Source organism: Micromonospora sp. CNZ285 (genome assembly GCF_004637285.1).
The window spans coordinates 3,530,950-3,556,443 of sequence record NZ_SPQD01000001.1 but is presented as its reverse complement, the minus strand read 5'-3'; the positions used below and the strand labels follow the sequence as shown (position 1 = coordinate 3,556,443).

Here is a 25,494-nt window from a genome sequence, read left to right as displayed (position 1 = left end):
CGACCGGAAGCGGCGGGTCGCCCCGAGTGGGGCGGCCCGCCGCTTCGTCGTACCCCCGGGGTGTGACGCCCGGATGTGCGCCGATCGACCGGTTGGCGACCGACCGCCGTCCGGCCGGTCCGGGGGCCGGTAGGCTGACCGCGCCGTGCTCCCGACCCCGAGGGTTGACATGAAGATCGCCGTGACCGGCTCGATCGCGACCGACCACCTGATGAGCTTCCCCGGCCGCTTCGCCGACCAGCTCATCGCCGACCAGCTCGACAAGGTCTCGCTGTCCTTCCTCGTCGACGAACTGGTGCTCCGGCGTGGCGGCACCGCGGCGAACATCGCCTTCGGCATGGCCCAGCTCGGCCTGCGCCCGGTGCTGCTCGGCGCGGTCGGCGCCGACTTCGCCGACTACCGCTCCTGGCTGGAGCGCCACGGCGTCGACTGCGACTCGGTGCACGTCAGCGAGATCGCGCACACGGCACGCTTCGTCTGCACCACCGACACCGACATGTGCCAGATCGCCTCCTTCTACGCCGGGGCGATGAGCGAGGCCCGCAACATCGAGCTGGCCCCGGTGGCGCAGCGCCTCGGCGGGCTGGACCTGGTGCTGGTCAGCGCCAACGACCCCGCCGCGATGATCCGGCACTCCGGCGAGTGCCGGGACCGCGGCTACGCCTTCGTCGCCGACCCGTCGCAGCAGCTCGCCCGGATGGACGGGGCGGACGTGCTCGGCCTGGTCGAGGGCGCCGACTACCTGATGACCAACGAGTACGAGAAGTCGCTGCTGCAGAGCAAGGCCGGCCTCACCGACGAGCAGTTGCTGGACCGGGTCAAGGTGCGGGTCACCACGCTGGGCAAGCAGGGTGTGGAGATCGCCGGCCGGGAGATCGGCACGATCCGGGTGCCGATCGCGCGGGAGATCCAGGCGGTCGACCCGACCGGTGTCGGCGACGGCTTCCGGGCCGGTTTCTTCGCCGCGCTCGACTGGGGCGTCGGGCTGGAGCGCGCGGCCCAGGTCGGCTGCCTGCTGGCCACGCTCGTGCTGGAGAACTTCGGCGGCCAGGAGTACGAGGTCCGCCGCGACCTGTTCGTGAAGCGACTCGCCGAGTCGTACGGTGACGCGGCCGCCGAGGACGTCCGGCCGCACCTGCTGTGACCGGCCCGGCCGGCGGGGTGGACCCGGAGGTCCGCCCCGGCACCGGCGGCCCGGTCCTCGTCGCGTTCGCCGGGCTGCCGGGTGTGGGCAAGACCACCCTGGCCGCCCGCGTCGGCGCCGCCCTGCGCGCCCCGGTCCTGCCGGTCGACCCGGTCGAGCGGGCCCTGCACCGCTACGGCCTCACCGGCGACGTACCCGGGATGGCCGCCTACGGCGCGGTCGCCGGGCTGGCCGAGGTGCAGCTCGGCCTGGGGCTCAGCGTGGTGGTCGACGCGGTGAACCCGGTCGCCAGCGCCCGGGGGCTCTGGCACGACGTGGCCGAACGGGCCGGCGTGCCGCTGCGGGTGATCGAGGTGCACTGCGGCGACGAGGAGGAGCACCGCCGCCGCGTCGAGGCCCGCCCGCCCGAGGAGCACGGCACCTGGGAGCAGACGCTGCGCCGCCGGGCCGAGTACGAGCCGCTGATCGGCCCGCGCCTGGTGGTCGACACCGCCGTGGCGGCCGACCCGCTGCCGGGCATCCTCGCGTACCTGCGCTAGCCGCTCACCCGGACGTCGTAGGCGGGCCCCGGGTGCGCGGCGAGGAACTCGTGGCCGCGCATCCGGCACCACGCCGGGATGTCGACAGCCGCCGCCGGGTCGTCGGCCAGCACCCGCACCACCGCGCCGGCCGGCAGGCCGGGCACCAGCCGGGCGAGATTGATCACCGGCAGCGGGCAGCGCTGACCCCGGCAGTCCAGCACCTCGTCCGGCTCGCTCCTCGCGTTCACAGGTCCGTCACCCCCGCCTCCGCCCGCAGGTCCGCCACGATCCCGGGCAGCTCGGCCAGGAACCGCTCCACGTCCGCCTCGGTCGTCTCCCGGTGCAGCGACACCCGGACGTTGCCGTGCGACAACACCCCCATCGCCTCCAGCACGTGTGACGGGCGCACCGTCGACGAGGTGCACGACGAGCCGGAGGACACCGCGAACCCGCGCCGGTCCAGCGCGTGCAGCAACGCCTCGCCGTCCACGTACAGGCAGGAGAACGTCACCAGGTGCGGCAACCGGTCCACCGGGTCGCCGACCACCTCCACGTCCGGCACCTCGGCCGCCACCCGCGCCCGGATCCGGTCCACCAGCGGGCCCAGCCGGGCCGCCTCGGCCGCCGCGTCGGCCGCCGCCGCGCGCAGGCTCGCCGCCGCCGCCACCACCGCCGGCAGGTTCACCACCCCGGGGGTACGCCCCGACTCCCGCTCGTCGGCCGGGTACGGCGACTCCCAGCGGGTGCCCTTGCGCACCACGAGCAGCCCGACGCCGGGCGGCCCGCCCCACTTGTGTGCGCTGGCGCTCAGCACCGACCAGCCCGCCGGCAGCGGCGCCCGGCCGGCCAGCTGCGCCGCGTCCACGTACAGCGGCACGCCCGCCTCGGCGCACAGCTCCGCCGCCGCGGGCACCGGCTGCACCGTGCCCACCTCGTGACTGGCCCCGATCAGCGCCGCGAGGGCCACGCCGGGCGCGGCCACCGCCGCCGCCCAGGCGTCCAGGTCCAGCCGGCCCGACCGGTCCACGGGTACGGACACCGCCGCGCCGCCGGCCGCCGTGTGCCGCTGGGCGGCGTGCAGCACCGCCGAGTGCTCGATCGCCGAGTGCACCAGCGTCGCCCCCGCCCGCCGCCGCCCGGCCAGGCCGCCGAGTACTGCGGCGTGCGCTGCCGCCGTACCGCTGGGGGTGAAGGACAGCTCGTCGGCGCGGACGCCGAGCGTCTGCGCGGCGGCCTCCCGCGCGGCGTCGAGGAGCTGACGGGCCCGGCGGGCCGCCGAGTAGAGCCGGGCCGGGTCGGCCCAGCCGTCGTCCAGGGCGGCCAGCATCGCCTGCCGCGCGACCGGATGTAGCGGCGCCGCGGTGGCGGCGTCCAGGTAGACCGGGGAGGCGCTCATGGGGTTCCACGCTATCGCCCGGTTACGCCCAAGATCCCCCCGATGGGGGTGGACAGCGACCCCAAGACGGCCTGGCCGGTCATGGTCGAGTAATCTGCGACCGTCGGTGACGCCTTTGCCGTCGGTGTCAAGGAGAACAACCGCCGCGGCGCGCTAGGGAGGCAGGACCAGGTGGTCGCAAGGAGTTCGGAGGTACGGCGCTCGGCCGTACGGCACAGCGCTTCCCCGGGGGCCGGTGGACGCCGGCGGCGTGGTGCTGGTCGAATCGCCGGGCTCGGTCTCGGCGCGGCGGCGCTGCTGGTCTCGCTCACCGGCTGTGACGTCGGTAAGACGTTCGGCGGGTTCGGCTGGCCGCAGGGCGGCATCACGCCCGAGTCGCACCGCATGTACGACCTGTGGATCGCGTCCTGCATCGCGGCGCTCGCCGTCGGCGTGTTCGTGTGGGGCCTGATCTTCTGGTGCGTGGTCCGCTACCGCAAGCGCGGCAACGAGCTGCCGGTGCAGACCCGCTACAACCTGCCGATGGAGTTCCTCTACACCATCGCGCCGATCCTCGTGGTCTCCGTGCTCTTCTACTACACGGCGGTCGTGCAGACCGACGTGAACAAGCAGTCGAAGAACCCGGACGTCACCGTCGAGGTCGTCGCGTTCAAGTGGAACTGGCAGTTCAACTACCGCGACGGCCAGGGCCCCGAGGCCAACACCGTCGCCTCGGTGCTCGGCACCAGCGAGGTCATCCCGGTGCTGGTGCTGCCCAGCGGCCGCTCGATCCGCTTCGAGGAGACCAGCCGCGACGTCATCCACTCGTTCTGGGTGCCGGAGCTGCTGTTCAAGCGGGACGTCATGCCGGGCAACGTGCGCAACACGTTCGAGGTCTCCAGCATCGACCAGGAGGGCGCGTTCGTCGGCCGCTGCGCCGAGCTGTGCGGCAGCTACCACGCCTTCATGAACTTCGAGCTGCGGGTCGTCTCGCCGGAGAAGTACGACCAGTTCCTGGCGGCCAAGAAGGCCGGCAAGTCGACCCAGGAGGCGCTCGGCGCAATCGGTGAGCCGGAGTACGCCACCGAGACGAAGCCGTTCGACACCCGGCGTGACGTGAACAACTTCAACCCGTCCGACGCGTCGGCCGGCGCGGGAAGCTGAGGGGTTCGGCATGAAGACCGAGTGGAAGATCTTCCTGACCATCGCCACGTTCCTCCTCGGCGCGACGATCCTCTACGGCGCCTGGACGTACGCCGACAGCGGCGGCCACGTCGAGTGGATCGGCACGGTGGCGCTGCTGCTGTCCTTCCTGCTCTGCGCCATGTGTGGCGGCTTCTTCTGGTTCGTCTCCCGCCGTATCGACCTGCGTCCCGAGGACCGGCCGGACGGCGAGATCGCCGACGGCGCCGGTGAGGTCGGCTTCTTCAGCCCGGGCAGCTACTGGCCGTTCGGGCTGGCGCTGGCCGCCGCGATCGCCGGTCTCGGCCTGGTGTTCTGGCAGTTCTGGCTGCTGGGACTGGGCCTGGTGGCGGTCGTGTTCGCCACCTGCGGGCTGCTGTTCGAGTACTACTCGGGCACCCGCCGCACCGCCGAGCACTGACAGACCCACCGCCACAGGCCCGCGCCCCGTCCCCGGGGCCGCGGGCCTGTCGCGTCCCACCCCTCGCGCTCGATCGTCCCTGCGCCCGCTCCGGGTTCTCACCCCCGGGTCTCTCTCCGTCGATCATGAAGTTAGCGGCATTGGCGGTCCCTTTTGTCCCCGTCAACTTCATGATCGACGCCCGCGTGGCCGGGATCTTGGACCTTGGTGCGCTCCGGGCGAGGACTGTCCAGCGCCTTCGGAGGGCGGCAGCGCGGTGAGCGGGTCGGGTGGGGCGATCGGCCGGCCGGCCGGTCTCGTGGCCCGGCTTCCGCACCGGCTCCCATGATCCGCGGCCGCTTGTGGGGCCCCATCCGAGTCCACCTCGTTGATCAAGGAGTTTGTGTCATCTCGACCCGCCCCTGGTGACACAAACTCCTTGATCAACCCTTGGTTGGGGGAGTGGGGGCGGGGCGGGGCCGCTAGGGGGGGGGCAGGTCGGCTTGGTCCGGTCTCGCCAGACGCGGCCAGTCATGCTCGTTGTGGTCGCGGAGCGGTTCAGCCGGGCTCCACGTTCGACGCCGCCTGGTCATCCGGCAGCGGCGGCCGGCCCAGCGCACCTCACCCGACCTGCCCCGCCCACCGAGGCCCGCTCAGCACCGCGCGCCCACCCCACCTCACGCTGACCAGCGGTGATCAAGGAGTTTGTGGCGGAGCGGATCTCGCCGGAGGACACAAACTCCTTGATCAACGGCCCGAGGGGCCGGGCGGACGGCCAGGAGGAACCAGAGAGAGGCGGGGGTCAGGCGGCCTGGGGGTGGGACGGTCGGCGGGGAGCGCGGCGGTTCGCCAGGCGGGTCTCGCGGAACGTGAACGTGGCGATCACCACTGCCGAACCGCAACCGGTGCAGATCAGCTCCGGGCAGTCGCCGCCGTGCCCGTCGCCGCACGGCGGCGCCTCGAACAGCACGACGCCCTCGCAGGTGTCACAGTGCAGCTCGCGGTCAGACACGGGTGGCTCCTCTCGCTCCGGGCACCGGCCGGGGCGAAGAAGCCGCCGACCGGTGGACCGAAGACCGAAAACGGATAGACCGAAAACGGAAAATAACTCCCGTGTAGTTTGGCACGCGGGTACGACAACACCCGCGCCAGGCCGCCGTCAGGCGGTGCGCGCCACCTCGAGCCAGCGCTCCAGCGCTGCCGCCGCGGCACCGGAGTCGACCGCCTCGGCGGCCCGGTTCAGGTTGGCCCGCAGCACCTCGTGCAGGTCACCGTCGAGCGGCCCCTGGGTGGCAAGCGCGACGGCGGCGTTGACCAGCACCGCGTCCCGTACCGGGCCGGTCTCGCCGGCGAGCAGGCGGCGGACCACGTCGGCGTTGTAGACCGCGTCCCCGCCGCGCAGGTCGGCCAGGGTGGCCCGGGGCACGCCGAGGTCCGTCGCGTCCAGCACGGCCTCCGTGACGGTGCCCTGCTGCGCCACCCAGACCCGGGTGGGTGCGCCGGTGCTGAACTCGTCCAGGCCGTCCTCGCCGCGTACCACGATCGCGGAGTCACCACGGGCCGCGAAGACGGCGGCCATCACCGGGGCCATCCGCTTGTCGAAGCAGCCCACCGCGCCCGCGCGGGGCCGCGCCGGGTTGGTCAGCGGGCCGAGGAAGTTGAACGCGGTGGGTACGCCGATCTCGCGCCGGACCGGGCCGGTGTGGCGCATGCCGGGGTGGAAGCGGGCGGCGAAGCAGAAGCCGATGCCGGCCTCGGTGACGCAGCGGGCCACCTGCTCGGGCGCCAGGTCGAGGGGTACGCCGAGTTGCTCCAGCACGTCGGCGGTGCCGCAGGAGGAGGAGGCGGCCCGGTTGCCGTGCTTGACCACGCGGACCCCGGCCCCGGCGACCACCAGCGCCGCCATGGTGGAGATGTTCACCGTGTGCGCGAGGTCGCCGCCGGTGCCGACCACGTCCAGCGCGCTCGCGCGTACGTCCTCGGGCAGGTGCACCGGCACCGCGCGGGTCAGCATGGCCTCGACCAGGCCGCCCAGCTCGGCGGGGGTCTCACCCTTGGTGCGCAGCGCCACGGCGAACCCGGCGATCTGCGCCGGGGTGGCCGAGCCGGCCATGATCTCGCCCATCGCCCACGCGGTGTCGGCGGTGGAGAGCTCCTCGCCGCGCAGCAGCGCGTTGAGCAGAAGCGGCCAGGTCCGTTCGCCCATGGCGGGCCTCCCGAGCGGCGTGAGGATTGCGGTTGGGGCGCGCCACGGCCGCGTCGCCGTGGCGCGCGAAGACCGGAGGGGTCAGGCCGCGGCGTGCGTGCGGCGCAGCAGCTCCGCCACGGTGCTGCCGGCGACCATCGGGTCCAGCGGGTGGGTCAGCGTGGCGTCGACCTCGGCGTACGCGGCCAGCCAGCGGTCGGCGGCGCGGGCGAGCACCACGCAGGTCGGGGGCGCGTCGTCCCGGTCGTCCTTGATCTGGCGGGCGATGCCGATGCCGCCGCCGGGGCTCGCCTCGCCGTCGAGCAGCATCAGGTCGATCTCGTAGTCGTCGACCAGCCGGATGCAGGCGTTGTACTCGTCGGCCTCGACGAACTCGATCTCGAGCCCGGGCGCCGGCCGGGTGCCCACGGCGAGCCGCATCCGGTCGCGGACCTTCGGGTCGTCGCTGTAGAGCAGGACGGTGCAAAGACGATCGCTCATCGTGACGTGGCTCCCACCTCGTAGCTGCCCGCTGATCGTAGCGGTCGTCACATCCGGGCTGTCGCCCCGCCCGGGCGCGCTCGGCGCGTACCCCGGAACGGGCCGTCAGGCGCTGGTCTCCGCGGCGCGCTGGCGGGCCTCCTGGCGGTCCAGCTCGCGGTCGAGCCGCCGGGCCTCGCGCTCGGACTGCTTGACCCACTGGACGACCAGGACGGCGAGCATGGTGACGCTGACGAACTCGCCGCCGGCCCACAGGATGCCGCCCGCGACCACCTGGTCGTTCCAGGGGTTGGACCAGGACAGGTTGAGCGACGGGTACCAGTCGCCGCCGAACAGCGTGGTGCTCTGCATGATGGTCAGGCCGAGGACCGTGTGGAACGGCACCGAGAGCAGCATGAGCAGCGCACGGCCGGGGTACGGCCAGCGGCCGGGCAGCGGGTCCAGGCCGAGCAGCGGCCAGAAGAAGACGCAGCCGGTGGCGATGAAGTGCGCGTGGACCAGCTCGTGCGCCCACTCGTGGCGCAGGGTGAACTCGTAGAGGTCGGTGAAGTACAGCGCGAACGGGTTCACCACGAAGATGGCGAACGCCACAAGCGGGAAGCTGTAGATCCGGATCACCTTGCTGTGCACGATCGCGAGCAGCCGCTTGCGGGGCCGTACCGGCAGCGTGCGCAGCGCCAGCGTCACCGGCGCGCCGAGCGCCAGGAAGATCGGCGCGATCATGGACAGCACCATGTGCTGGACCATGTGCACCGAGAGCAGGGCGGTGTCGTACGCGCCGAGGCCGGTGAGCGTGACCAGGGCGATGCCGCCGAGGCCGGGGCCGAGGAACGACACGGTACGGATGACCGGCCAGCGGTCGCCCCGCAGCCGCAGCCGGTGCACCCCGTAGAGGTAGAGGCCGGCGGCCAGGACGATGCCCAGCGTGAGCCAGCTGTCCAGCCGGGTCTCGGTGAGGACCCGGGTCACGGTGAACGGCGGCGGGGCGCCCTCGCCTCCCGCCGCCAGCGTCGCCGGAACAGCCGAGGTGACGGCGCGGATCTGATCGACGTGCAGCACGCTTTTCAGGGTAGGTCAGGCGAAGCGGACCTCCACTATCGGGCCACGGAAGGGACCGGTTTGGCACCCCGCTGATCGTCGGTCCCGGTCAGGGGCAATAATGACCGCGTGACTGCGGCCCCAGCCATTGACAAGAGCCGGATCCACTCCCTGACCCGACCCAACATGGTCAGCGTCGGGACGATCGTGTGGCTCTCCAGCGAACTCATGTTCTTCGCGGCGCTGTTCGCGATGTACTTCTCCATCCGCGCGGCTGCGCCGGAGCAGTGGGAGAAGCACACCGAGGTGCTGAACATCCCGTACGCGACCACGTTCACGGTGATCCTGGTGCTCTCCTCGATCACCTGCCAGATCGGCGTGTTCGCGGCCGAGCGCGGTGACGTCCACGCTCTGCGCCGGTGGTTCACGATCACCTTCGTGATGGGTCTGATCTTCGTGCTCGGTCAGCTGAACGAGTACCGGACCCTGGTGCACGAGGGTGTGAAGATCAACGAAGACGGTTACGGGTCGATGTTCTACCTCACCACCGGCTTCCACGGTCTGCACGTGACCGGCGGCCTCATCGCCTTCGTGATCTTCATGATCCGTACCACGATGGGCCGGTTCACCCCCGCCCAGGCGACCTCGGCGATCGTCGTGTCCTACTACTGGCACTTCGTGGACGTCGTGTGGATCGCGCTCTACGCCATGATCTACTGGCTCCAGTGATCTTGGCGCGTCACGAACCGCGCCGCTGCTCCGTCCCCTGAGACAAGGTCCAACCGGTTAAGGACACAGGTCATGACTTCTGACAACGACCGCCGACGCGGTCTGCTCGCGCGGCTGCGCGGGCGGCCCGTAGTGCGCAGCAGGGGCCGCCGCCGGCTGGGCGCCGCGGTCCGGCTGTTCGCCGCGCTGATGCTGGCCGGCGGTGCCTACACCGTCTTCGCCCCCGGCGTGCAGGCGCAGGACAACCCTCCGTTGACCGCCGCAGGCAACGAGGGCAAGGCGCTGTTCGACGTGAGCTGTGTGACCTGTCACGGTCGCAACGCCCAGGGCGTCGAGGGCCGCGGTCCGAGCCTGATCGGCGTCGGAGCGGCCTCGGTCGAGTTCCAGGTCAGCAGCGGTCGCATGCCGATGGCCCGGCAGGAGGCCCAGGCCATGCGCAAGCCGCCGCAGTTCACCGACGAGCAGGTGCGCCAGCTCGGGCAGTACATCCAGGAGCTCGGCGGCGGCCCGGAGGTGCCCAACGGGGACCTGCGTGAGGGCGCCAACCTGTCCACCGGTGGTGAGCTGTTCCGGATCAACTGCTCGCAGTGCCACGCCTTCAGCGGCGGCGGCGGCGCGCTGTCCTCCGGCAAGTACGCGCCGAGCCTGGCACCGGCCAGCGACCGGCAGATCTACGCCGCGATGCTGAGCGGCCCGCAGAACATGCCGGTGTTCGGCGACAACCAGATCACGCCCGAGGAGAAGGCGGACATCATCGCCTACATCCAGGAGACGCTGAAGCACGACGGCGACCCGGGCGGCTTCAACCTGGGCCGCTACGGCCCGTCGACCGAGGGTCTCGCGATCTTCCTGGTCGGCATCGTCGCGCTGGTCTTCGCGAGCCTGTGGATCGCGGGCAAGTCGTGACCGGACGGATCAATGCTTCCAGTGCTGTGGCGCCGGCCCCCGGCGTCACCCGTAGCGAGGTGACGGCATGAGCACCCACACCGAGCACCAGGCCCCGCAGGGCCCGGAGCCGCTCGACGTGAACGACCCCCGGCTCTCCCGGTTCGACATCGTCCAGGAGGGCGCGCGGCGGGACGACATCGAGATCGTCCACTACGAGCCGCAGGTGGTCCCGGGCAGCAAGGCCGAGCGCCGGCTGACCCGCACGGTCGCCCTGATGTTCCTGCTGACCGGCGTCTTCGCGACCGCCTTCCTGGTGGTCTACATCTGGTGGCCGTGGCAGTGGGAGCCGGGTACCGGCGGCGACAAGCTCTACACGCCGCTGCTCGGCGTGACGCTGGGCCTCGCGCTGCTGGGCATCGGCTTCGGCATCCTGACCTGGGGCAAGAAGCTGCTGCCCAAGGAGGTCTCGATCCAGGACCGGCACGACCAGGCCGACGACCCGGAGGGTCGCAAGATCACCGGCGAGACCATGCTCTACCTGGCCGACGAGATGGGCGTACGCCGCCGGCCGCTGCTGGGCATCTCGCTGCTGGCCGGCCTCGCGCCGGTGGGCGCGGTGGCCGCGGCCCCGCTGATCGGTGGCCTGATCGAGCAGCCGCACAAGAACAACCAGATGTTCACCACCGGCTTCCAGCCGGCCGAGGGCGGCAAGAAGATCCGGCTGATCCGTGAGGACGGCCGCCCGATCCGCCCGGCCGACGTCAGCGTCGGCGGCCAGCTCACCGTGTTCCCGGGCATCGACGGCGGCGTCAGCAACCTGCACGCCGACTCGCCCACCCTGCTCATCCACCTGCGGGAGGACGACGCGCAGAAGTCGCGCGCCGCGAACGAGCGCAAGGGCCACGGCGACTACATGTGGGGCAACTACGTCGCGTTCTCCAAGATCTGCACGCACGCGGGCTGCCCGGCCAGCCTCTACGAGCAGCAGACCAACCGCCTGCTCTGCCCCTGCCACCAGTCGCAGTTCCTCATCACCGACAACGCCAAGCCGATCTTCGGCCCGGCGAACCGGCCGCTGCCGCAGCTGCCGATCGAGGTGGACGAGGAGGGCTTCTTCGTGGCGAAGTCCGACTACACCGAGACCATCGGTCCCGACTTCTGGGAGCGGCCATGAAGCGCCGAAAGTTTGATGCGGCCGCGCTGCCGGCCAAGAGCGCGCGGGCGGTGGACGACCGCTTCCAGGTGGCCACGCCCCTGCGCAAGCTGCTGAACAAGGTCTTCCCCGACCACTGGTCGTTCCTGCTCGGCGAGATCGCGCTGTTCTCGTTCATCGTCCTGCTGCTCACCGGCGTCTTCCTGACGTTCTTCTTCGAGCCGGCGATGACCGAGGTCATCTACAACGGCAGCTACGCGCCGCTGCGGGGCACCCCGATGTCGGCCGCCTACGCCTCCAGCCTGGACATCTCGTTCGATGTCCGGGGTGGTCTGATCATGCGGCAGATGCACCACTGGTCGGCCCTGCTGTTCATGGCCGCGATCGTGGTCCACATGCTGCGGGTCTTCTTCACCGGCGCGTTCCGCAAGCCGCGTGAGACCAACTGGATCATCGGCTCGCTGCTGTTCTGGGTCGGCTTCCTGGCCGGCTTCACCGGCTACTCGCTGCCGGACGACGGCCTGTCCGGCACCGGTCTGCGGATCGCCTCCGCGATCATCCTGTCGATCCCGGTGATCGGTTCCTGGGTCAGCTCGTCGATCTTCGGCGGGGAGTTCCCCGGCACCATCATCATCAGCCGCTTCTTCATCGCCCACGTGCTGCTCGTCCCGGGCCTGCTGGTGGCGCTGATCAGCGTGCACCTCGGCCTGGTGTTCAAGCAGAAGCACACCCAGTGGCCCGGCCCCGGCCGGACCAACGAGAACGTGGTCGGCGAGCGGATGTTCCCGCGCTACGCGCTCAAGCAGGGCGGCTTCTTCATGGTCGTCTTCGGCGTGATCGCGCTGATGGGTGGCCTGTTCCAGATCAACCCGATCTGGCTGTTCGGCCCGTACGAGGCGTGGGTGGTCTCGGCCGCCAGCCAGCCCGACTGGTACGTCATGTTCCTCGACGGCTCGACCCGGCTCATGCCGGGCTGGGAGATCCACATCCCGATCGGCAACGGGTACGTCATCCCACCGTTGTTCTGGCCGACCGTGGTGCTACCCGGAATCCTGGTCGGCCTGTCCACGATGTATCCGTTCCTGGAGGCGCGCCGCCTCAAGGACTACAAGCACCACAACCTGCTCCAGCGGCCCCGGGACGTTCCGGCCCGGACCGCCGTGGGCGCCATGGCGCTCGCCTTCTACATCGTGCTGACCCTCTCTGGCGCCAACGACGTCATCGCGGACAAGTTCCACATCAGCCTGAACGCGATGACCTGGGCCGGCCGGATCGGCCTGCTGATCCTGCCGCCGATCGCGTACTACATCACGTATCGGATCTGCCTGGGTCTGCAGCAGCACGACCGGGAGGTGCTGGCCCACGGCGTGGAGACCGGCATCATCAAGCGGCTGCCCGACGGCCGGTTCGTCGAGGTCCACCAGCCGCTCACCTCGGCCGACGGCCACGACGGTCACCCGCCGGCGCTGGACTACGTCGGCTGGGTGGTGCCGAAGAAGATGAACCGGCTCGGTGCCCTCGGCCCGGCGATCCGGGGCTTCTTCTACCCGATCGAGAAGCCGGCCGAGGCGCCGGTCTCGCCGGGGCACCCGCCGGTCGAGGCCCGGCCGGAGCGGGAGGAGATCGGCAGCGGAGAGAGCCGTCGCTGACCCTCCCCGGTACGACTGACAGTGGCGCCCGCCGGATCATCCGGCGGGCGCCACTGCCGTTTCCGCCCCGGTCGTCCCGTTCCCTCCCGCGCACGCTCGGAGGCCGGTGCGCCGACGGCCGTCGCCCCCGACACGGACGGGTGGAATCGCAGGAATAACCCCGGTCAGCCGGGTATCCGTGCGGTCCGACGTCTCATGGGGGAGGAACGAATGTTGGGAATCAAACGCCTGGGCCTGCTGGCCGCGCTGGTGGTCGTGGGGCTGGCGCCCGCCGCCGCGGCGCAGGCGGCGGCACAGCCGTCGACGCAGGACACGCAGTACCTGCAGGCGGTGCACCAGGTCAACCTGTTCGAGATCACCGCCGGTAACCTGGCCCAGCAGAAGGGTCAGAACCAGCAGGTCAAGGACCTGGGCAAGATGTTCGTGACGGACCACACCCAGCTGGACCAGACGGTGCAGTCGACCGCGCAGCAGCTCAACGTGCAGTTGCCGGCCGACCCGACCGCCGACCAGCAGAAGGTCCTGGACAAGCTGAACAACCTCAGCGGGGCCGAGTTCGACAAGGCGTGGGTGACCGCGCAGCTCGCCGGCCACGTCCAGGCGATCCAGGCCACCCAGACCGAGATCTCGCAGGGCTCGGAGCAGTCGGTGGTGCAGATCGCGCAGGACGCGCTACCGGTCCTCCAGGCGCACTACGACGCGCTCGTGGCCCTGGCCCAGACCCTGGGCGTCCCGGTTCCGCAGACCAGCGCCAGCGGCACGCCCAGCCCGGGCGGCACCACGTCCCCGGGTGGCACCGAGTCGCCGGCTCCGGGCGGCACCGAGACCGAGGAGCCTGCTCCGGGCACCACGGAGACCCCGGTGCCCAGCCAGAGCTGACGTACCGCACGGTCGACGGTGGCCGGTCCGCCCGCGAGGGCAGGCCGGTCACCGGCTCGTGTCAGTCGGCGTTCGCCAGCCCGATCGCGAACGCCTCCTCCAGGTCGTGCTGCGAGTAGGCGCGGAACGCGATGTGCGACTCGGTGTTGAGCACGCCCGGCACCTTCGAGATGCTGCCGGCGATGACCTGGGCGATCTGCTCGAACTCCCGGACCCGGACCATGGCGATCAGGTCGACGTGCCCGGCCACCGAGTAGACCTCGCTGACGCCGGGCAGGTTGGCCAGGTTCTCGGCCACCTCGGGGATGGAGTCGGTGGCGCAGTCGATCAGCACGATCGCGGTGATCACGGGACGGTTCTCCGTTCGTCGGCGACGAGGCCCATGCTAGAGCCCGCGCCCCTCACCGCGCCGCCGGGACGGTCAGGTCGCCCCCGGCCCGGATCATCTCGCGCAGGCGTTCCCCGGCCGCGACGCTCGCGCCAGGCCACACCACCGACCGGTCCACGTCGCCGTGCACCAGCGCCCCGGCGCCGACCACCGAGCCGGTGACCCGGCCGGTCACCGTAGCCGCCGGGTCCACCAGCCCGTCCGGTCCGGCCGCGTGCAGGTTGGCGGCCAGGTAGTCGGCCGGGGTGCCGGTGTCGTAGAACGTGCCCCGGTAGGGCACGACGGTGAGCGCCCCGGCGGCCTCCGCGGGCCGCCACACCGTCCGGACCAGGTCGCCGAACGTGGCCGGCAGGTCGCGGACCAGCCGCCACGGCAGCAGCGAGAAACCCACGAACTCGTGGCCGTCGAAGGTCCCGGGGGCGTGCGGGTCGTCGGCGGGCCGGCCGAGCAGGCGTACGCCGTGCCCGTCCCACCCGTCCAGCAGCGCGGCGATGTCCGGCCCGGGCGGGGCCTGCGGGTCGGCCAGGTACGCGTCGGCGTTGCCGACCAGCACGCCCCGGCCGTCGATCCAGTCCCGCAGCCGGCCCACGCCCCCGGCGGTGCCCAGTGGAGCGTCCGGCTCGACCGACAGGTGGGCCCGGCCGCCGACCCGCGCGACCACCTGGTCGCCCAGGTAACAGGCGTTCACCGCGACCCGCTCCGGGCCGGTGAGGCCGAGCCCGGCCAGCCGGGCCAGCGCCCGGTCCAGCAGCGGGACGTTCCCGACCGGGCAGAGCGCCTTGGGTACCCGCTCGGTGAGCGGGCGCAGCCGGGTGCCCTCGCCCGCGGCAAGCACCACCGCGCACACCTCGACCCCGGGTGCCGCGGTGCCCGCGTACGGGGTGCTCACGCGGCCGGTGGGTGCTCGCCGGCGCGCGGGCCGATGCCGTAGTACCCGAGCAGGTTGGCGGTGGCGCGGCTGAGCCGGGGCAGGTCGTCGAGCGGGTGGAAGGCGGCCTCGAACACCTCCGCGCCGTCCACCTTCAGCTCGGTGGTCGACGCCGGCACCTCGGCCTCGAAGACCACGTCGACCCAGCCCTTGGCGTGCACCACCGCGTTCGGCACCGCCGGGCGCAGCGCGTCGGGGGACAGGCGGACGCCGGACTCCTCGTACAGCTCGCGGGCGGCGCCGACCACCGGGGCCTCGCCGCGTTGCAGCAGCCCGGCCGGCAGCGTCCAGCTGTAGCCGGGCGGCTGGCGCAGCAGCAGGATCCGGCCCGCGCCGGTGGCCTCCGTGTCCTTGACCAGCGTGACCGCGCCGACGATGTACTTCGGTACGGCCAGCCGGACCAGCCGCCGCCGCAGCGGGACCGGAAGCCGGTAGAAGATCTGGTAGCCGAGGGCCCGTCCGGTGGCACGCGCGCGGGGGATCATGTCGTCCAGGCTAGTGGTCCCGGCGCGGACCGGCTCCGTCTACTGCCTGTGGTCGACCAGATCGATCAACTGCTGGACCACCGTGTCCGGCTCGACGGTGCGGTCGAAGACCGCCACCAGCAGTGTCTCCAGGTCGGGGTAGCCCAGTTCCTCGGACAGCCGCAGCAGCGGCAGGTCGCTGGCCAGGCCCCGGTTGTGCTTGCGCAACGCCAGGCCGATCGAGGCCCGGCCGAGCCGGACCTTGTCGGCGATCGAGATGCCCGGCTCGGTGTGCTCGGCGAACCAGCGGTTGATCTGCATCTGGGCGTGCGGGGACTTCACGAAGCCCAGCCACTCCCGGCGCGGACCGCGCGGGGCCACGTCCGCCTCGAAGCCGCTCTCCGCGTCGTTCTCGGTGAAGATCTCCACCACGTCGCCCTCCTCCAGTTCGGAGGAGAGCGGCGCGAGCCGGCCGTTGATCCGGGCGGCCAGGCAGTGGTCGCCGCGCTCGGTGCCCAGCTCGTACGCGAGGTCGACAGGGGTCGCCCCGGCCGGCAGCACGACCTGCCGTCCGTCGGCCACCACCTGGATCTGCGCCTCGGACAGGTCACAGCGCAGCGACTCCATGAACTGGGCCGGGTCGACGGTCTCCTGCTCCCAGTCGAGCACCCGGCGCAGCCAGGCCAGCTCGTCCGCCCGGTCGGCGCCCCGGCCCGCGGCCCGGGGGAACCGGTAGTGGGCGGCCACGCCGTACTCCGCGGAGCGGTGCATCTCGGTGGTGCGGATCAGCACCTCGACGGTGCGGTCCTGCGGACCGCAGACGCTCGTGTGCAGGGACCGGTAGAGGTTGTTCTTCGGGGAGGCGATGAAGTCCTTGAACCGGCCCGGCACCGGTCGCCACAGCCCGTGCACGGCGCCCAGCGCGGCGTAACAGTCGGTCGCCGGACCGTCCACCACGATCGCGATGCGGGGCAGGTCGAACGGGGCGGCGTGGTCGCCGGCGACGGTGTCCTTCCAGATCGAGTAGAGGTGCCGGGGGCGGGGGGAGACGTCGGCGTCGACCCGGTTGCGGCGCAACGCCGCCCGGGTGCGGGCCACCACGTCGGTCAGGTAGGCGTCCCAGCCGGGCCGGTCGTGCACGAACCGGGCGATCCGCGCGTGCTCCTCCGGCCGCAGGTGCAGCAGCACCACGTCGTCCAGTTCGCGTTTGAGCGTCTGGATGCCGAGCCGGTCGCAGAGCGGGACCAGCACCTCCTGGGTCTTGCGGGCGATCCGCTCCCGGGAGGCGGCCGAGCGGACGCCGAGCGTCCGCATGTTGTGCAGCCGGTCGGCCAGCTTGATCACCAGCACCCGGACGTCCTTGCCGGCTGCCACGATCATCTTGCGGACGGTCTCCGCCTCGGCGGCCTTGCCGTAGAACGCCTTGTCGAACTTGGTCACGCCGTCGACCAGGTGGGCGACCTCACGGCCGAAGTCCTCCTGGAGCGCCTGGAGCGTGTAGCGGGTGTCCTCCACCGTGTCGTGCAGCAGCGCGGCGACCAGCGTGATGGTGTCCATGCCGAGGTCGGCGCAGATCTGCGCCACCGCCAGCGGATGGGTGATGTACGGCTCGCCGCTCTTGCGGAACTGGCCGCGGTGCATGTTCTCGGCGATCGTGTAGGCCCGGCGCAGCACCGAGGCGTCGGCGCTCGCGTGGATGCCGCGATGGGCGCGGACCAGTGTGGTGACCGGGTCGCCGTCGGCAGTGGGCCAGGTGAGCAGGGAACGCAGGCGGCGGGTGAGCGGTAGTTCGCCCTGGGTCGGGAGCGCGCCACCCAGGGCGGCGCCGTGTCCGGCGTCGACGTCCACCTGGGACACCTCCTCACCCCGGCCCTCGGCCACCGGGAACCGGCGACCGGGAGCAGAGCCCGCGAATCGGGCAGGTCTGCACTCCTTTAACAGACTAAGGGAGCCGAGGTAGTCCGATCGGTCAGTTGGTCATGAGCGTTCGGTCGAGAGTTTGGCGGATCCGCCGTTCTCCGCCTTCGTCAGCAGGTCGCGGAAACGCCCCGCGCCGGCCACCGGGGAGGCCCACCCGTCTGTCGTCTCGACCAGCCGGGTCTCCGGTCGTTCCAACCAGGACAGGATCCGCTCGGTCTCCTCGGCGGTGGCGGCCGGCACCGGGCCGTGCCCGGGCAGCACCGTCTCGGCGGTGGCCCGGATCGCCGCGATCGTGGGTCGCGGGTGGACACCCGGCGGGGACACCCCGGCCCCGGCGAGCCGGCCGTGCCGCACCAGCGCCAGCTCCCAGCCGCCCCGGGCCGCCGGGCGGGCGGCGGCCAGCTCGGCGATGCCGGTCAACGCGGCCAGCCGCTGCATCCGGACCGTCGCGCGTAGCACCGCCACGAGCCGGCCGCGCACCACCGCCGCCTCCTCGTACCGCCGGGCGGCCGACAGCACCTCGATGCGGGCGAGCAGCGCGTCCACCACCACACCGGGGTCGTTGCTGGTGGCGGTGCGGAACGGGGTCGCCGCTGCGTCGTCGTACTCCTCGGGGGTGATCCGGTGCTCGCAGGGCGCCGGGCAGCGACCCAGCTCGGCCAGCGCGCAGGCCGGCATGGTGGTGCGCCGGGAGAGCCGGTGCGTGCACTGCCGCAGCGGCACCGCGTCGTGGAAGCCGGCGGCGGCCAGCTCCGCCGCCTGCCGGGACCGGAACGGCCCCAGGTAGGCCGTGTCGGTGGGCGCGATGTCGCGCACGATCGACAACCGGGGGTACGCCTCGTCGGTGAGCTTCAGCCACACCTGGCGCTCCGGATACTTCGACCTGCGGTTGTACGGCGGCGCGTGCGCCGCGATCAGCCGCAGCTCGCGGACCTCCGCCTCCAGCGAGTGGGCGCACTCGACCGCCTCCACCCGCTCGGCGGCGGCGAGCATCTCGGAGATCCGGGCCCGCTTCTCCGCGGCGGTGAAGTAGCTGCGGACCCGGGTGGCGATGTCGCCGGAGGTGCCGACGTAGAGCGGCCGGTCGTCGGCGGCCCGGAAGATGTAGACGCCCGGCACCTTGGGCAGCCCGTCGGCGAGGTGCCGCTTGCGGCGCTGGGTGGGGGTGACCGCGCGGGCGAACTCGATCGCCTCGCCGACCGTGCCGACCCGGTGCCCGCCGAGGCGGCCGATCAGCCCGTGCAGCACGTCGACGGTGGCCTTGGCGTCGTCGAGCGCCCGGTGGGTGGGCTGGGTCGCGGTGCGGAAGTAGGCGGCCAGCGTGCCCAGCTTGCGGTTGGGCACCTCGTCGCGGGTGAGCACCCGCCGGGCCAGCGCGGCCGTGTCCAGCACGCGGGGGTTGGGCCAGCGGTAGCCGTGCTTCGCGCAGGCCGCCTTGAGGAAACCCACGTCGTACGGCGCGTTGTGGGCGACGAGCACGGCGTCGCTGACGAACTCCAGGAAGCTCGGCAGCACCTGCTCGATCGGCGGGGCGGGCAGCAGCATGGCCTGGGTGATGCCGGTGAGCACGGTGATGAACGGCGGGATCGGCACGCCCGGGTTGACGAGCGTGGCGAGCACGCCCAGCTCCTCGCCGCCGCGCACCTTCACCGCGCCGATCTCGGTGATCCCGCCGCCGTCGGGAGCGCCGCCGGTGGTCTCCAGGTCGACCACCACGAAGGTGGTCGCGTAGAGCGGCAGCGCCGGGTCGACGCCGCTGCCCGCCGGGTCCAGGCCGGCCAGCGACTCCTGGACGTACTCCGCTCGTGTCACCCGCGGGACGCTAGCGGCACGGTCCGACACTCCCGTCACTGCGGCCCCAGGAGATACCACGGGGGTACGATGAGAGATCGGCTCACTCACCGGGCGGTGGGCCCGTTCGGGGTGGGAGACTTGCCTCATGCCCCTCAGCGAGCCGTACGACGACCACTCCTCCGTGGAGGAGCCGGTGGTCGGCGTGCCCGCCGATGAGGACGCGCCGCCCGCGATCGAGCCCGAGCCCGTGCTGCCCGAGCCGGTCCGCCAGCGGATCGTCACGCTGACCGCCGCCGTGCTGCCCGGCCTGCCCGCCGACGAGGTGCCGGTGCCGCTGCGGCGGGTCGCGAAGTTCGCCCCCAACCGTCGCGCCCGCCTCGGCGCGCCCGCGATCGCCGCCCAGCTCACCGCCGACCCGCTGTTCCGGCAGCGGATCACCGCCCGGGTGCTCGCCGACGCCGGCGACCTCGGCGCGGCGGTGGTCGACGGCACCGCGCCGGCCGCCGCCGACCCGGTCGAGGTGGCCGCCCTGGCCTACCTGGCCCGGCCCCGCGGCTGGCGGGAACTCATCGACGCCAGCGGCGAGGCGGTACGCGCCGAGGCGGACAGCGCGGTCGTGGCCGAGCTGGTCCGCGAGGCCGAACAGCGGGCCGCCCGCGCCGAGCACGACCGGGCGGTGGCCCGGGTCGAGGCGGAGAAGCTGCGCGACGAGCTGGCCCGGGTCCGGGAGGAACTGGGTCAGCTCCGCGAGGAGGCCCGCCAGCTGACCCGTACCCTGCGGGAGACCCAGGCCCGCGAGCGCAAGGCCACCGAGATGCTCGCCACCGAGCGGGGACGTGCGGCCCGCGCCGCCGCCGACGCGGACGCCGAACTGCGCCGCGCCCGGGCCCGGCTGGCCGAGGCGGAGGCCGCCGCCGGTGTGGCCCGGGCCAGCGCCAAGGAGGCCCGCTCGGTCGACGACGCGCGGCTGTGGCTGCTGCTGGAGACGATCGGCCAGGCCGCCGTGGGGCTGCGCCGCGAGCTGGCGCTCGACCCGGTGGACAAGCTCCCGGCCGACTTCGTCGCCGACGCGTTCGCCGAGCAGCCGGGCGCCGCGCAGGCCGGCCCGTCGACGCGGGCCCGCGACACCGACGACCCGGCCCGCCTCGACCAGTTGCTCGCGCTGCCGCGGGCGCACCTCGTGGTGGACGGCTACAACGTGACGAAGCGCGGCTTCGGCGAGATGTCGCTGGAGCAGCAGCGCAAGCGGCTGATCACCGGGCTGGGCGGGATCGCGGCGCAGACCGGGGACGAGGTCACCGTCGTCTTCGACGGCGCCGAGCGGATCCACGGCCTGCCCCCGGCGCCGCGTGGCGTGCGGGTGCTGTTCTCCCGCAAGGGCGAGACCGCCGACGAGCTGATCCGCCGGCTGGTCCGCGCCGAGCCGGCCGGGCGACCGGTGGTCGTGGTCTCCTCCGACCGCGAGGTCGCCGACGGGGTACGCCGGCACGGCGCGTACCCGCTGGGCGCCGACTCGCTGCTGCGGCGCCTGGCGCGGTCCTGAGCCCGTTCTTCCGGCCGCTTGCTTCCTGCCGCTTGATCGACTCCAGTTCGGGGACGTGGCGGGGTCGCGCGCGTGCTGATCGCGCCACTTCGGCGTACTGGTTCGTTTTCGCGGCGGCTGCTGCCTCGATGTCCGGTTCTGTCGTACCCGAGCGTTAGCGTCGTGGTGACCGACGGTGGTGGCTCCTTCCCCGGCCGCCACCGGCGACCCGTCAGGAGGCGTTGATGCTGATCGACTGCGACACCTGCGGCAACCGTGGCGCCGGCTGCTCCGGCTGCCTGGTGACCGCCCTGTTCGACTCCGGCCCGGCCGACCTCGGCCCGGCCGAGCACCGGGCGATCGAGGTGTTCGCGCGGGCCGGATTCGACGTGGAGGTGCTGCCGTCCCCATCGGCTGCGACACGGGCGCCGGCGCCCCGCCGTGGCGGCCGTCGCCGGATCGCCTGACGCTGCCTGCCTGCCTGCCCGGGCTGTGTCGGCCCTGAGCCCTGTCGACCGTCTGCTGCCCGGTCCCGGTGCCGTGCCGTGCCGTGCCGTGCCGTGCCTGAGCCTTGCCCGACTGATGCCGGGTCGCGCGTCGGGCACGGCGGTCCCGATCGAGGGCCGGGCAATAGGATGGGCGGTCACGGCGGGAGGGGAGCGGCATGACGCGGACGCGGCACGACGGCGGGGTGGGTCGGTGACCCCGCGCGCCTGGGCGCTGCTGACCCTGGGCGGCCTGGTGGTCGCGCTGCTCGTGGCGGTGGCGCTGCTTGTGCCGTGGAGCCGCCCGCCGGCGCCCCGCGCCGACCAGCTCGCGGCACTGCGTGACCTCCCGGCCGAGCAGGTGACCCGGGGCCGGGCCTTCCACGGTGCGCTGCGCCCGGCGGCCTGGTCGGCGCTGGCGGTAGGGCTGGTGGTGGCGCTGCTGCTCGGGCTGACCCCGCTGGGCGGGCGCCTGGTCGAACTGGTCGGCCGGCCCTTCGGCGGGCACTGGATCGCGCAGGCCGTGCTCGGCGGGCTCGCCGTCATGTTCCTCGCCGACCTGCTCACGCTGCCATTCGCGGCCTGGCGCCGCACCGTGCTGGTCCGCTACGGGCTGAGCACCCAGAGCTGGGGCGGCTGGGCCGTCGACCTGCTCAAGTCGTACGCGGTCAGCGCGGTGATCGGCGCGCTGGTCCTGCTCGGCTTCTACACGGTGGTTCGGCTCGCCCCGCGCTGGTGGTGGGCGTTCGGCGCGGCCGGCGCGGCGGCCCTGGTGGTGGTGCTGTCGTTCGTGCTGCCGGTGCTGGTCGAGCCGGTGTTCAACCGGTTCACCCCGATGGAGCCGGGTCCGCTGCGCACCGAGCTGACCGCGATGGCCGCCCGCGACGGCGTACCGGTGCGCGACGTGCTCGTCGCCGACGCGTCCCGGCGCACCACAGCGGTGAACGCGTACGTCTCCGGGCTCGGCCCGACCCGGCGGGTGGTCGTCTACGACACGCTGCTGCGGGAGGCGGAACCGGCCGAGGTGACCAGCGTGGTCGCCCACGAGCTGGGGCACGCCAAGGACCGGGACGTGTGGACCGGCACGGTGCTCGGCGCGCTCGGCGCCGCCGCCGCGGTGGTGGCGCTCTACCTGATCGGTTCGTGGACGCCGCTGCTGCGGCTCGCCGGCGTCGACTCGATCGCCCAGCCGCGGGCGTTCCCGCTGCTGATCGCGCTGGTCACGGTCGCCGGGCTGCTCGCCACCCCGGCGCAGGCGCTCGTCTCGCGCCGGATCGAGGCCCGCGCCGACGCCCACGCGCTGGCCCTCACCGGCGACCCGGCGACGTTCGAGGCGATGCAGCGACGACTGGCCGGGGTCAACATGGCCGACCCGGACCCGCCGCGCTGGGAGCGCCTCTGGTCGGCGACCCACCCGTCCACCGTGGAGCGGATGGCCGCCGCCCGCGCCTACGCCAGGGAGTCCGGCCGATGAGCCGCACCTTGCTGATCACCAACGACTTCCCGCCGCGCCCCGGCGGCATCCAGTCGTTCGTCCACAACCTCGCCGTGCGCCAGCAGCCCGGCTCGGTGGTGGTGTACGCGTCGAGCTGGCGCGGCGCGGAGAAGTTCGACGCCGACCAGCCGTTCGAGGTGGTCCGGGAGCGGACCCGGGTGCTGCTGCCCACCCCGCTGATCGCCCGGCGGGCGGCGCGGCTGGCGCGCGCGTACGACTGCGACACCGTCTGGTTCGGCGCGGCGGCCCCGCTGGGGCTGCTCGCCGCGGGCCTGCGGCGACGGGCCGGGATCCGCCGGGCGGTGGCGCTGACCCACGGCCACGAGGTCGGCTGGGCGGCGCTCCCAGGCGCCCGGTCGGCGCTGCGCCGGATCGGGCGGGGCGTGGACGTGACCACCTACCTCGGCGAGTACACCCGGGCGCGGCTGGCCCGCGTGCTGGACGGGGTGACCGAGCTGCGGCGGCTCGCGCCCGGCGTGGACGTGGACACCTACCACCCGGACGTCGACGGCGGGCGGGTCCGGTCACGGCTCGGGCTGTCCGACCGGCCGGTGGTGGTGTGCGTGTCGCGGCTGGTGCCCCGCAAGGGCCAGGACATGCTGATCCGCGCGCTGCCGGAGATCCGCCGCCGGGTGCCGGACGCCGCGCTGCTCGTGGTCGGCGGCGGCCCGTACCGCTCGACGCTGGAGAAGCTGGCCCGGCAGACCGGGCTGGAACGCGACGTGGTCTTCACCGGCTCGGTGCCCTCGGCCGAGCTGCCCGCCCACTACGCGGCCGGCGACGTGTACGCGATGCCGTGCCGCACCCGCAACCGGGGCCTGGACGTGGAGGGCCTCGGGATCGTCTACCTGGAGGCGAGCGCGACCGGGTTGCCGGTGGTGGCCGGAGACTCCGGCGGCGCGCCGGACGCGGTCCGCGAGGGGGAGACCGGGTACGTGGTCGGCGGCCGGGACGTGGCCCAGCTCGCCGACCGGGTGGCCACGCTGCTCGCCGACCGGGATCTGGCCCGGCAGTTCGGCGCCGCCGGGCGCGCCTGGGTGGAGCGGGAGTGGCGCTGGGAGACGCAGGCGCAGCGGATGGCCGCCCTGCTGGCCGGCTGACCGCGCGCCGGCCGGGCCGGGAGGCCGCGTGCCGGCCGGGTCAGGAAGGCCGGGTCAGGGCGACGGCCGCGTCAAGAGGCCGCGTCGACGTGGGCGGGCACCCGGCCCAGGTGCGGCGCGGCCGGCCCGGGACGGCCGAAGTGCCAGCCCTGCCCGGCGTCGCAGCCGATCGCGCGCAGCCGGTCCGCCTGGTCGGCCGTCTCCACGCCCTCGGCGGTGACGGTGAGGTCCAGCGCGTGCGCCAGCGACACGAGCGAGGCGAGGATCCGCTCGTCGGTGCCGCTGCCCGGCGCGCGCAGGCCGGTCACGAACTCGCCCGCCACCTTCAGCTCGTCGACCGGCAGGTCCCGCAGGTACGCGAGGTTGCAGTAACCGGTGCCGAAGTCGTCGATGGCGACCCGGACACCGAGGTCGCCGAGCACCCGCAGGGCGCGCACCGGCTCGACCACCGTGCTCATCATGGTGCTCTCGGTGATCTCCAGTTGCAGCCGGCCCGGCGGCAGGCCGGTGCGCCCGAGCACGCCACGTACCTCGGTCACCAGGTCGGTGCGGTGCAACTGCCGGACGGCGAGGTTGACGCTGACGAACGGCGCGTCGCCGTCCGTGCCCGGCCAGGTGCCCGCCTCACGGCACGCCTCGGCAAGCACCCAGCTGCCGAGCCGGACGATCAGCCCGGTCTCCTCGGCCAGCGGGATGAAGCTGTCCGGCCGCAGCACACCCAGCTCCGGGTGACGCCAGCGCACCAGCGCCTCCATGCCGAGCACCCGCCCGTCGCGCAACGACGTCAGCGGCTGGTAGTCGAGGTAGAACTCGCCCCGGTCCAGCGCGGCGGGGATCGCCGCGGACAGCGCGTACCGGGCCAGGTCGCGGCGGTTGCGGTCGGCGTCGAACAGCGACCAGCGGGCCCCGCCGGCGGCCTTGGCCCAGTGCAGCGTGCTGTCGGCCGCGCGCATCAGGTCCATCGGCGAGGTGCCCGCGACCGGGCGTTCCACGATGCCGATGCTCGCGGACACGGTCAGCTCGTGGCCGTCGACGAGCGCCGGTTCGCGTACCGCGGCAAGGGCCGCCTCGGCGACCTTCACCGCGTCGTCGGTGCCGGCGGTGCGTTCGACCAGGATCACGAACTCGTCGCCGCCGAGCCGGGCGACCAGGTGTTCGCCGAGCGCCAGGTGCAGGCGCTGCGCCACCGTCACCAGCAGCGAGTCGCCGACCTGGTGGCCGAGGGAGTCGTTGACGACCTTGAACCGGTCCAGGTCGAGGAAGCAGACGCCGACCCGGTCGGCGCCCCGGCCCGGCGCGGTGATCGCGGCGGTCAGCCGTTCGGTGAACAGGGTGCGGTTCGGCAGGCCGGTGAGCGGGTCGTGGGTGGCCTGGTGCCGGAACCGGGCCTCGCTGTCGCGCAGCGCCCGTTCCGCCTGCGCACGGGCCATCATGGCGGCGCGGCGGATGGACTCCTGCTCGTCCAGCGTGCGGTCGCGCAGGGCGCGGGCGTACCCGGTGGCGACGGTGGCGAGCAGCCGGGCCATCCGGTCCTCGACGTCGTCGACGACCAGGTCGAGGTCGCGGACCAGGCGCAGCTGGATCACCTCGACGGTGCGGCCCAGCCCTTCCGCGGAGGCGATGTGCGCCTGCACCAGCTCCGCGCCGACCTGCTGGCCGATCCGCAGGTCGAACGGTTCGGCGCGCAGCGCCTGGGCCAGCCGGTCGGTGAGCCGTTGCAGCATCTCCTCCAGCTGCGACTGGGTCATCGGCAG

The 25,494-nt window shown here is 73.1% G+C and carries 25 protein-coding genes; 13 read left to right on the top strand and 12 right to left on the bottom strand.

Annotated elements, in window-relative coordinates; all coding sequences use genetic code 11:
- Positions 1-169: 169 nt before the first annotated feature.
- Together CLT75_RS15945 and CLT75_RS15940 are read left to right on the top strand one after the other, a co-directional pair.
- Positions 170-1,144, top strand: a complete 975-nt coding sequence (locus tag CLT75_RS15945; protein ID WP_135241352.1) for a carbohydrate kinase family protein — start codon at positions 170-172, stop codon at positions 1,142-1,144.
- Positions 1,141-1,683, top strand: coding sequence for a P-loop nucleotide/nucleoside kinase family protein (locus tag CLT75_RS15940; protein WP_135241351.1), 543 nt, complete (start codon positions 1,141-1,143; stop codon positions 1,681-1,683). Before CLT75_RS15945 ends, CLT75_RS15940 begins: the two co-directional genes overlap by 4 nt.
- Here CLT75_RS15940 and CLT75_RS15935 read toward each other — a convergent pair.
- Both CLT75_RS15935 and CLT75_RS15930 read right to left on the bottom strand, forming a co-directional pair.
- Complete coding sequence (locus CLT75_RS15935) at positions 1,680-1,913, bottom strand: sulfurtransferase TusA family protein (RefSeq protein WP_135241350.1); 234 nt, start codon at positions 1,911-1,913, stop codon at positions 1,680-1,682. The two genes, CLT75_RS15940 and CLT75_RS15935, sit on opposite strands and share 4 nt — an antisense overlap.
- On the bottom strand, positions 1,910-3,061 hold the full coding sequence (locus CLT75_RS15930) for an aminotransferase class V-fold PLP-dependent enzyme (RefSeq protein ID WP_135241349.1): 1,152 nt from the start codon (positions 3,059-3,061) through the stop codon (positions 1,910-1,912). Before CLT75_RS15930 ends, CLT75_RS15935 begins: the two co-directional genes overlap by 4 nt.
- Before the next feature lie 171 nt (positions 3,062-3,232).
- On the opposite strand from CLT75_RS15930, the gene ctaC reads away from it, so the two are divergent.
- Both ctaC and CLT75_RS15920 read left to right on the top strand, forming a co-directional pair.
- A complete protein-coding gene (gene ctaC, locus CLT75_RS15925) occupies positions 3,233-4,204 on the top strand; it encodes an aa3-type cytochrome oxidase subunit II (RefSeq protein ID WP_135241348.1) in 972 nt (323 codons plus the stop codon).
- A gap of 10 nt (positions 4,205-4,214) precedes the next feature.
- A complete protein-coding gene (locus CLT75_RS15920) occupies positions 4,215-4,643 on the top strand; it encodes a cytochrome c oxidase subunit 4 (protein ID WP_091421051.1) in 429 nt (142 codons plus the stop codon).
- 781 nt (positions 4,644-5,424) lie between these two features.
- Here the strand turns inward: CLT75_RS15920 and CLT75_RS15915 are convergent.
- The 4 genes from CLT75_RS15915 to CLT75_RS15900 form a co-directional block, all read right to left on the bottom strand.
- Complete coding sequence (locus tag CLT75_RS15915) at positions 5,425-5,634, bottom strand: hypothetical protein (protein ID WP_135241347.1); 210 nt, start codon at positions 5,632-5,634, stop codon at positions 5,425-5,427.
- Between the two features lie 147 nt (positions 5,635-5,781).
- Complete coding sequence (gene trpD / locus CLT75_RS15910) at positions 5,782-6,828, bottom strand: anthranilate phosphoribosyltransferase (protein WP_135241346.1); 1,047 nt, start codon at positions 6,826-6,828, stop codon at positions 5,782-5,784.
- Between the two features lie 81 nt (positions 6,829-6,909).
- Positions 6,910-7,308, bottom strand: a complete 399-nt coding sequence (locus tag CLT75_RS15905; RefSeq protein WP_135241345.1) for a hypothetical protein — start codon at positions 7,306-7,308, stop codon at positions 6,910-6,912.
- 105 nt (positions 7,309-7,413) lie between these two features.
- The gene (locus CLT75_RS15900) at positions 7,414-8,367 is read right to left on the bottom strand and encodes a cytochrome c oxidase assembly protein (RefSeq protein WP_135241344.1); all 954 of its coding nucleotides are present in this window, start codon (positions 8,365-8,367) and stop codon (positions 7,414-7,416) included.
- A 108-nt stretch (positions 8,368-8,475) separates the two neighbouring features.
- On the opposite strand from CLT75_RS15900, the gene ctaE reads away from it, so the two are divergent.
- The 5 genes from ctaE (at position 8,476) to CLT75_RS15875 (ending at position 13,644) form a co-directional block, all read left to right on the top strand.
- Positions 8,476-9,075: an aa3-type cytochrome oxidase subunit III gene (gene ctaE / locus CLT75_RS15895; RefSeq protein ID WP_120568759.1), complete on the top strand. Its 600-nt coding sequence runs from the start codon at positions 8,476-8,478 to the stop codon at positions 9,073-9,075.
- A 72-nt stretch (positions 9,076-9,147) separates the two neighbouring features.
- Positions 9,148-9,981 (top strand): cytochrome bc1 complex diheme cytochrome c subunit, encoded by an 834-nt coding sequence (gene qcrC / locus CLT75_RS15890; protein WP_091421029.1) that lies wholly within the window; start codon positions 9,148-9,150, stop codon positions 9,979-9,981.
- Positions 9,982-10,048: 67 nt separating this feature from the next.
- A complete protein-coding gene (qcrA, locus tag CLT75_RS15885) occupies positions 10,049-11,137 on the top strand; it encodes a cytochrome bc1 complex Rieske iron-sulfur subunit (RefSeq protein WP_135241343.1) in 1,089 nt (362 codons plus the stop codon).
- Positions 11,134-12,765, top strand: coding sequence for a cytochrome bc1 complex cytochrome b subunit (gene qcrB, locus CLT75_RS15880; protein WP_135241342.1), 1,632 nt, complete (start codon positions 11,134-11,136; stop codon positions 12,763-12,765). Before qcrA ends, qcrB begins: the two co-directional genes overlap by 4 nt.
- 210 nt (positions 12,766-12,975) lie before the next feature.
- Entirely contained in the window at positions 12,976-13,644 is a 669-nt protein-coding gene (locus tag CLT75_RS15875; RefSeq protein ID WP_013287690.1) for a DUF4142 domain-containing protein, read from the top strand.
- Positions 13,645-13,705: 61 nt separating this feature from the next.
- On the opposite strand, the gene CLT75_RS15870 is transcribed toward CLT75_RS15875, so the two are convergent.
- The 5 genes from CLT75_RS15870 to CLT75_RS15850 form a co-directional block, all read right to left on the bottom strand.
- Positions 13,706-13,993, bottom strand: a complete 288-nt coding sequence (locus CLT75_RS15870; RefSeq protein WP_088999172.1) for an Lrp/AsnC family transcriptional regulator — start codon at positions 13,991-13,993, stop codon at positions 13,706-13,708.
- Positions 13,994-14,045: 52 nt separating this feature from the next.
- The gene (locus CLT75_RS15865; RefSeq protein WP_135241341.1) at positions 14,046-14,921 is read right to left on the bottom strand and encodes an NTP transferase domain-containing protein; all 876 of its coding nucleotides are present in this window, start codon (positions 14,919-14,921) and stop codon (positions 14,046-14,048) included.
- A complete protein-coding gene (locus tag CLT75_RS15860) occupies positions 14,918-15,445 on the bottom strand; it encodes an NUDIX hydrolase (RefSeq protein WP_013287687.1) in 528 nt (175 codons plus the stop codon). Before CLT75_RS15860 ends, CLT75_RS15865 begins: the two co-directional genes overlap by 4 nt.
- 39 nt (positions 15,446-15,484) lie before the next feature.
- Positions 15,485-17,272: an HD domain-containing protein gene (locus tag CLT75_RS15855; RefSeq protein WP_135244034.1), complete on the bottom strand. Its 1,788-nt coding sequence runs from the start codon at positions 17,270-17,272 to the stop codon at positions 15,485-15,487.
- A 129-nt stretch (positions 17,273-17,401) separates the two neighbouring features.
- Positions 17,402-19,156: a DEDD exonuclease domain-containing protein gene (locus CLT75_RS15850; RefSeq protein WP_135241340.1), complete on the bottom strand. Its 1,755-nt coding sequence runs from the start codon at positions 19,154-19,156 to the stop codon at positions 17,402-17,404.
- A 127-nt stretch (positions 19,157-19,283) separates the two neighbouring features.
- Between CLT75_RS15850 and CLT75_RS15845 the strand changes: the two genes are divergently transcribed.
- From CLT75_RS15845 to CLT75_RS15830, 4 genes are all read left to right on the top strand, one after another.
- Positions 19,284-20,681 carry an NYN domain-containing protein gene (locus tag CLT75_RS15845; protein ID WP_135241339.1) on the top strand — a complete coding sequence of 466 codons (1,398 nt, stop codon included), beginning with the start codon at positions 19,284-19,286 and terminating at the stop codon, positions 20,679-20,681.
- Positions 20,682-20,905: 224 nt separating this feature from the next.
- Positions 20,906-21,127 (top strand): hypothetical protein, encoded by a 222-nt coding sequence (locus CLT75_RS15840; RefSeq protein WP_135241338.1) that lies wholly within the window; start codon positions 20,906-20,908, stop codon positions 21,125-21,127.
- Positions 21,128-21,359: 232 nt separating this feature from the next.
- Positions 21,360-22,619, top strand: a complete 1,260-nt coding sequence (locus tag CLT75_RS15835; protein WP_135241337.1) for a M48 family metallopeptidase — start codon at positions 21,360-21,362, stop codon at positions 22,617-22,619.
- A complete protein-coding gene (locus CLT75_RS15830; protein WP_135241336.1) occupies positions 22,616-23,740 on the top strand; it encodes a glycosyltransferase family 4 protein in 1,125 nt (374 codons plus the stop codon). Before CLT75_RS15835 ends, CLT75_RS15830 begins: the two co-directional genes overlap by 4 nt.
- 71 nt (positions 23,741-23,811) lie before the next feature.
- On the opposite strand, the gene CLT75_RS15825 is transcribed toward CLT75_RS15830, so the two are convergent.
- On the bottom strand, positions 23,812-25,488 hold the full coding sequence (locus tag CLT75_RS15825; protein WP_486485350.1) for a putative bifunctional diguanylate cyclase/phosphodiesterase: 1,677 nt from the start codon (positions 25,486-25,488) through the stop codon (positions 23,812-23,814).
- Positions 25,489-25,494 lie beyond the last annotated feature (6 nt).

Bases quoted from the DNA above. Each gene is read 5' to 3' on its own strand.
- qcrA (WP_135241343.1), top strand. From the start codon at position 10,049: ATGAGCACCCACACCGAGCACCAGGCCCCGCAGGGCCCGGAGCCGCTC.
- CLT75_RS15845 (WP_135241339.1), top strand. From the start codon at position 19,284: ATGCCCCTCAGCGAGCCGTACGACGACCACTCCTCCGTGGAGGAGCCG.
- CLT75_RS15930 (WP_135241349.1), bottom strand. From the start codon at position 3,061: ATGAGCGCCTCCCCGGTCTACCTGGACGCCGCCACCGCGGCGCCGCTA.
- CLT75_RS15920 (WP_091421051.1), top strand. From the start codon at position 4,215: ATGAAGACCGAGTGGAAGATCTTCCTGACCATCGCCACGTTCCTCCTC.
- CLT75_RS15945 (WP_135241352.1), top strand. From the start codon at position 170: ATGAAGATCGCCGTGACCGGCTCGATCGCGACCGACCACCTGATGAGC.
- qcrB (WP_135241342.1), top strand. From the start codon at position 11,134: ATGAAGCGCCGAAAGTTTGATGCGGCCGCGCTGCCGGCCAAGAGCGCG.
- CLT75_RS15875 (WP_013287690.1), top strand. From the start codon at position 12,976: ATGTTGGGAATCAAACGCCTGGGCCTGCTGGCCGCGCTGGTGGTCGTG.
- CLT75_RS15830 (WP_135241336.1), top strand. From the start codon at position 22,616: ATGAGCCGCACCTTGCTGATCACCAACGACTTCCCGCCGCGCCCCGGC.
- CLT75_RS15905 (WP_135241345.1), bottom strand. From the start codon at position 7,308: ATGAGCGATCGTCTTTGCACCGTCCTGCTCTACAGCGACGACCCGAAG.
- CLT75_RS15825 (WP_486485350.1), bottom strand. From the start codon at position 25,488: ATGACCCAGTCGCAGCTGGAGGAGATGCTGCAACGGCTCACCGACCGG.
- qcrC (WP_091421029.1), top strand. From the start codon at position 9,148: ATGACTTCTGACAACGACCGCCGACGCGGTCTGCTCGCGCGGCTGCGC.
- CLT75_RS15840 (WP_135241338.1), top strand. From the start codon at position 20,906: ATGCTGATCGACTGCGACACCTGCGGCAACCGTGGCGCCGGCTGCTCC.
- trpD (WP_135241346.1), bottom strand. From the start codon at position 6,828: ATGGGCGAACGGACCTGGCCGCTTCTGCTCAACGCGCTGCTGCGCGGC.
- CLT75_RS15860 (WP_013287687.1), bottom strand. From the start codon at position 15,445: ATGATCCCCCGCGCGCGTGCCACCGGACGGGCCCTCGGCTACCAGATC.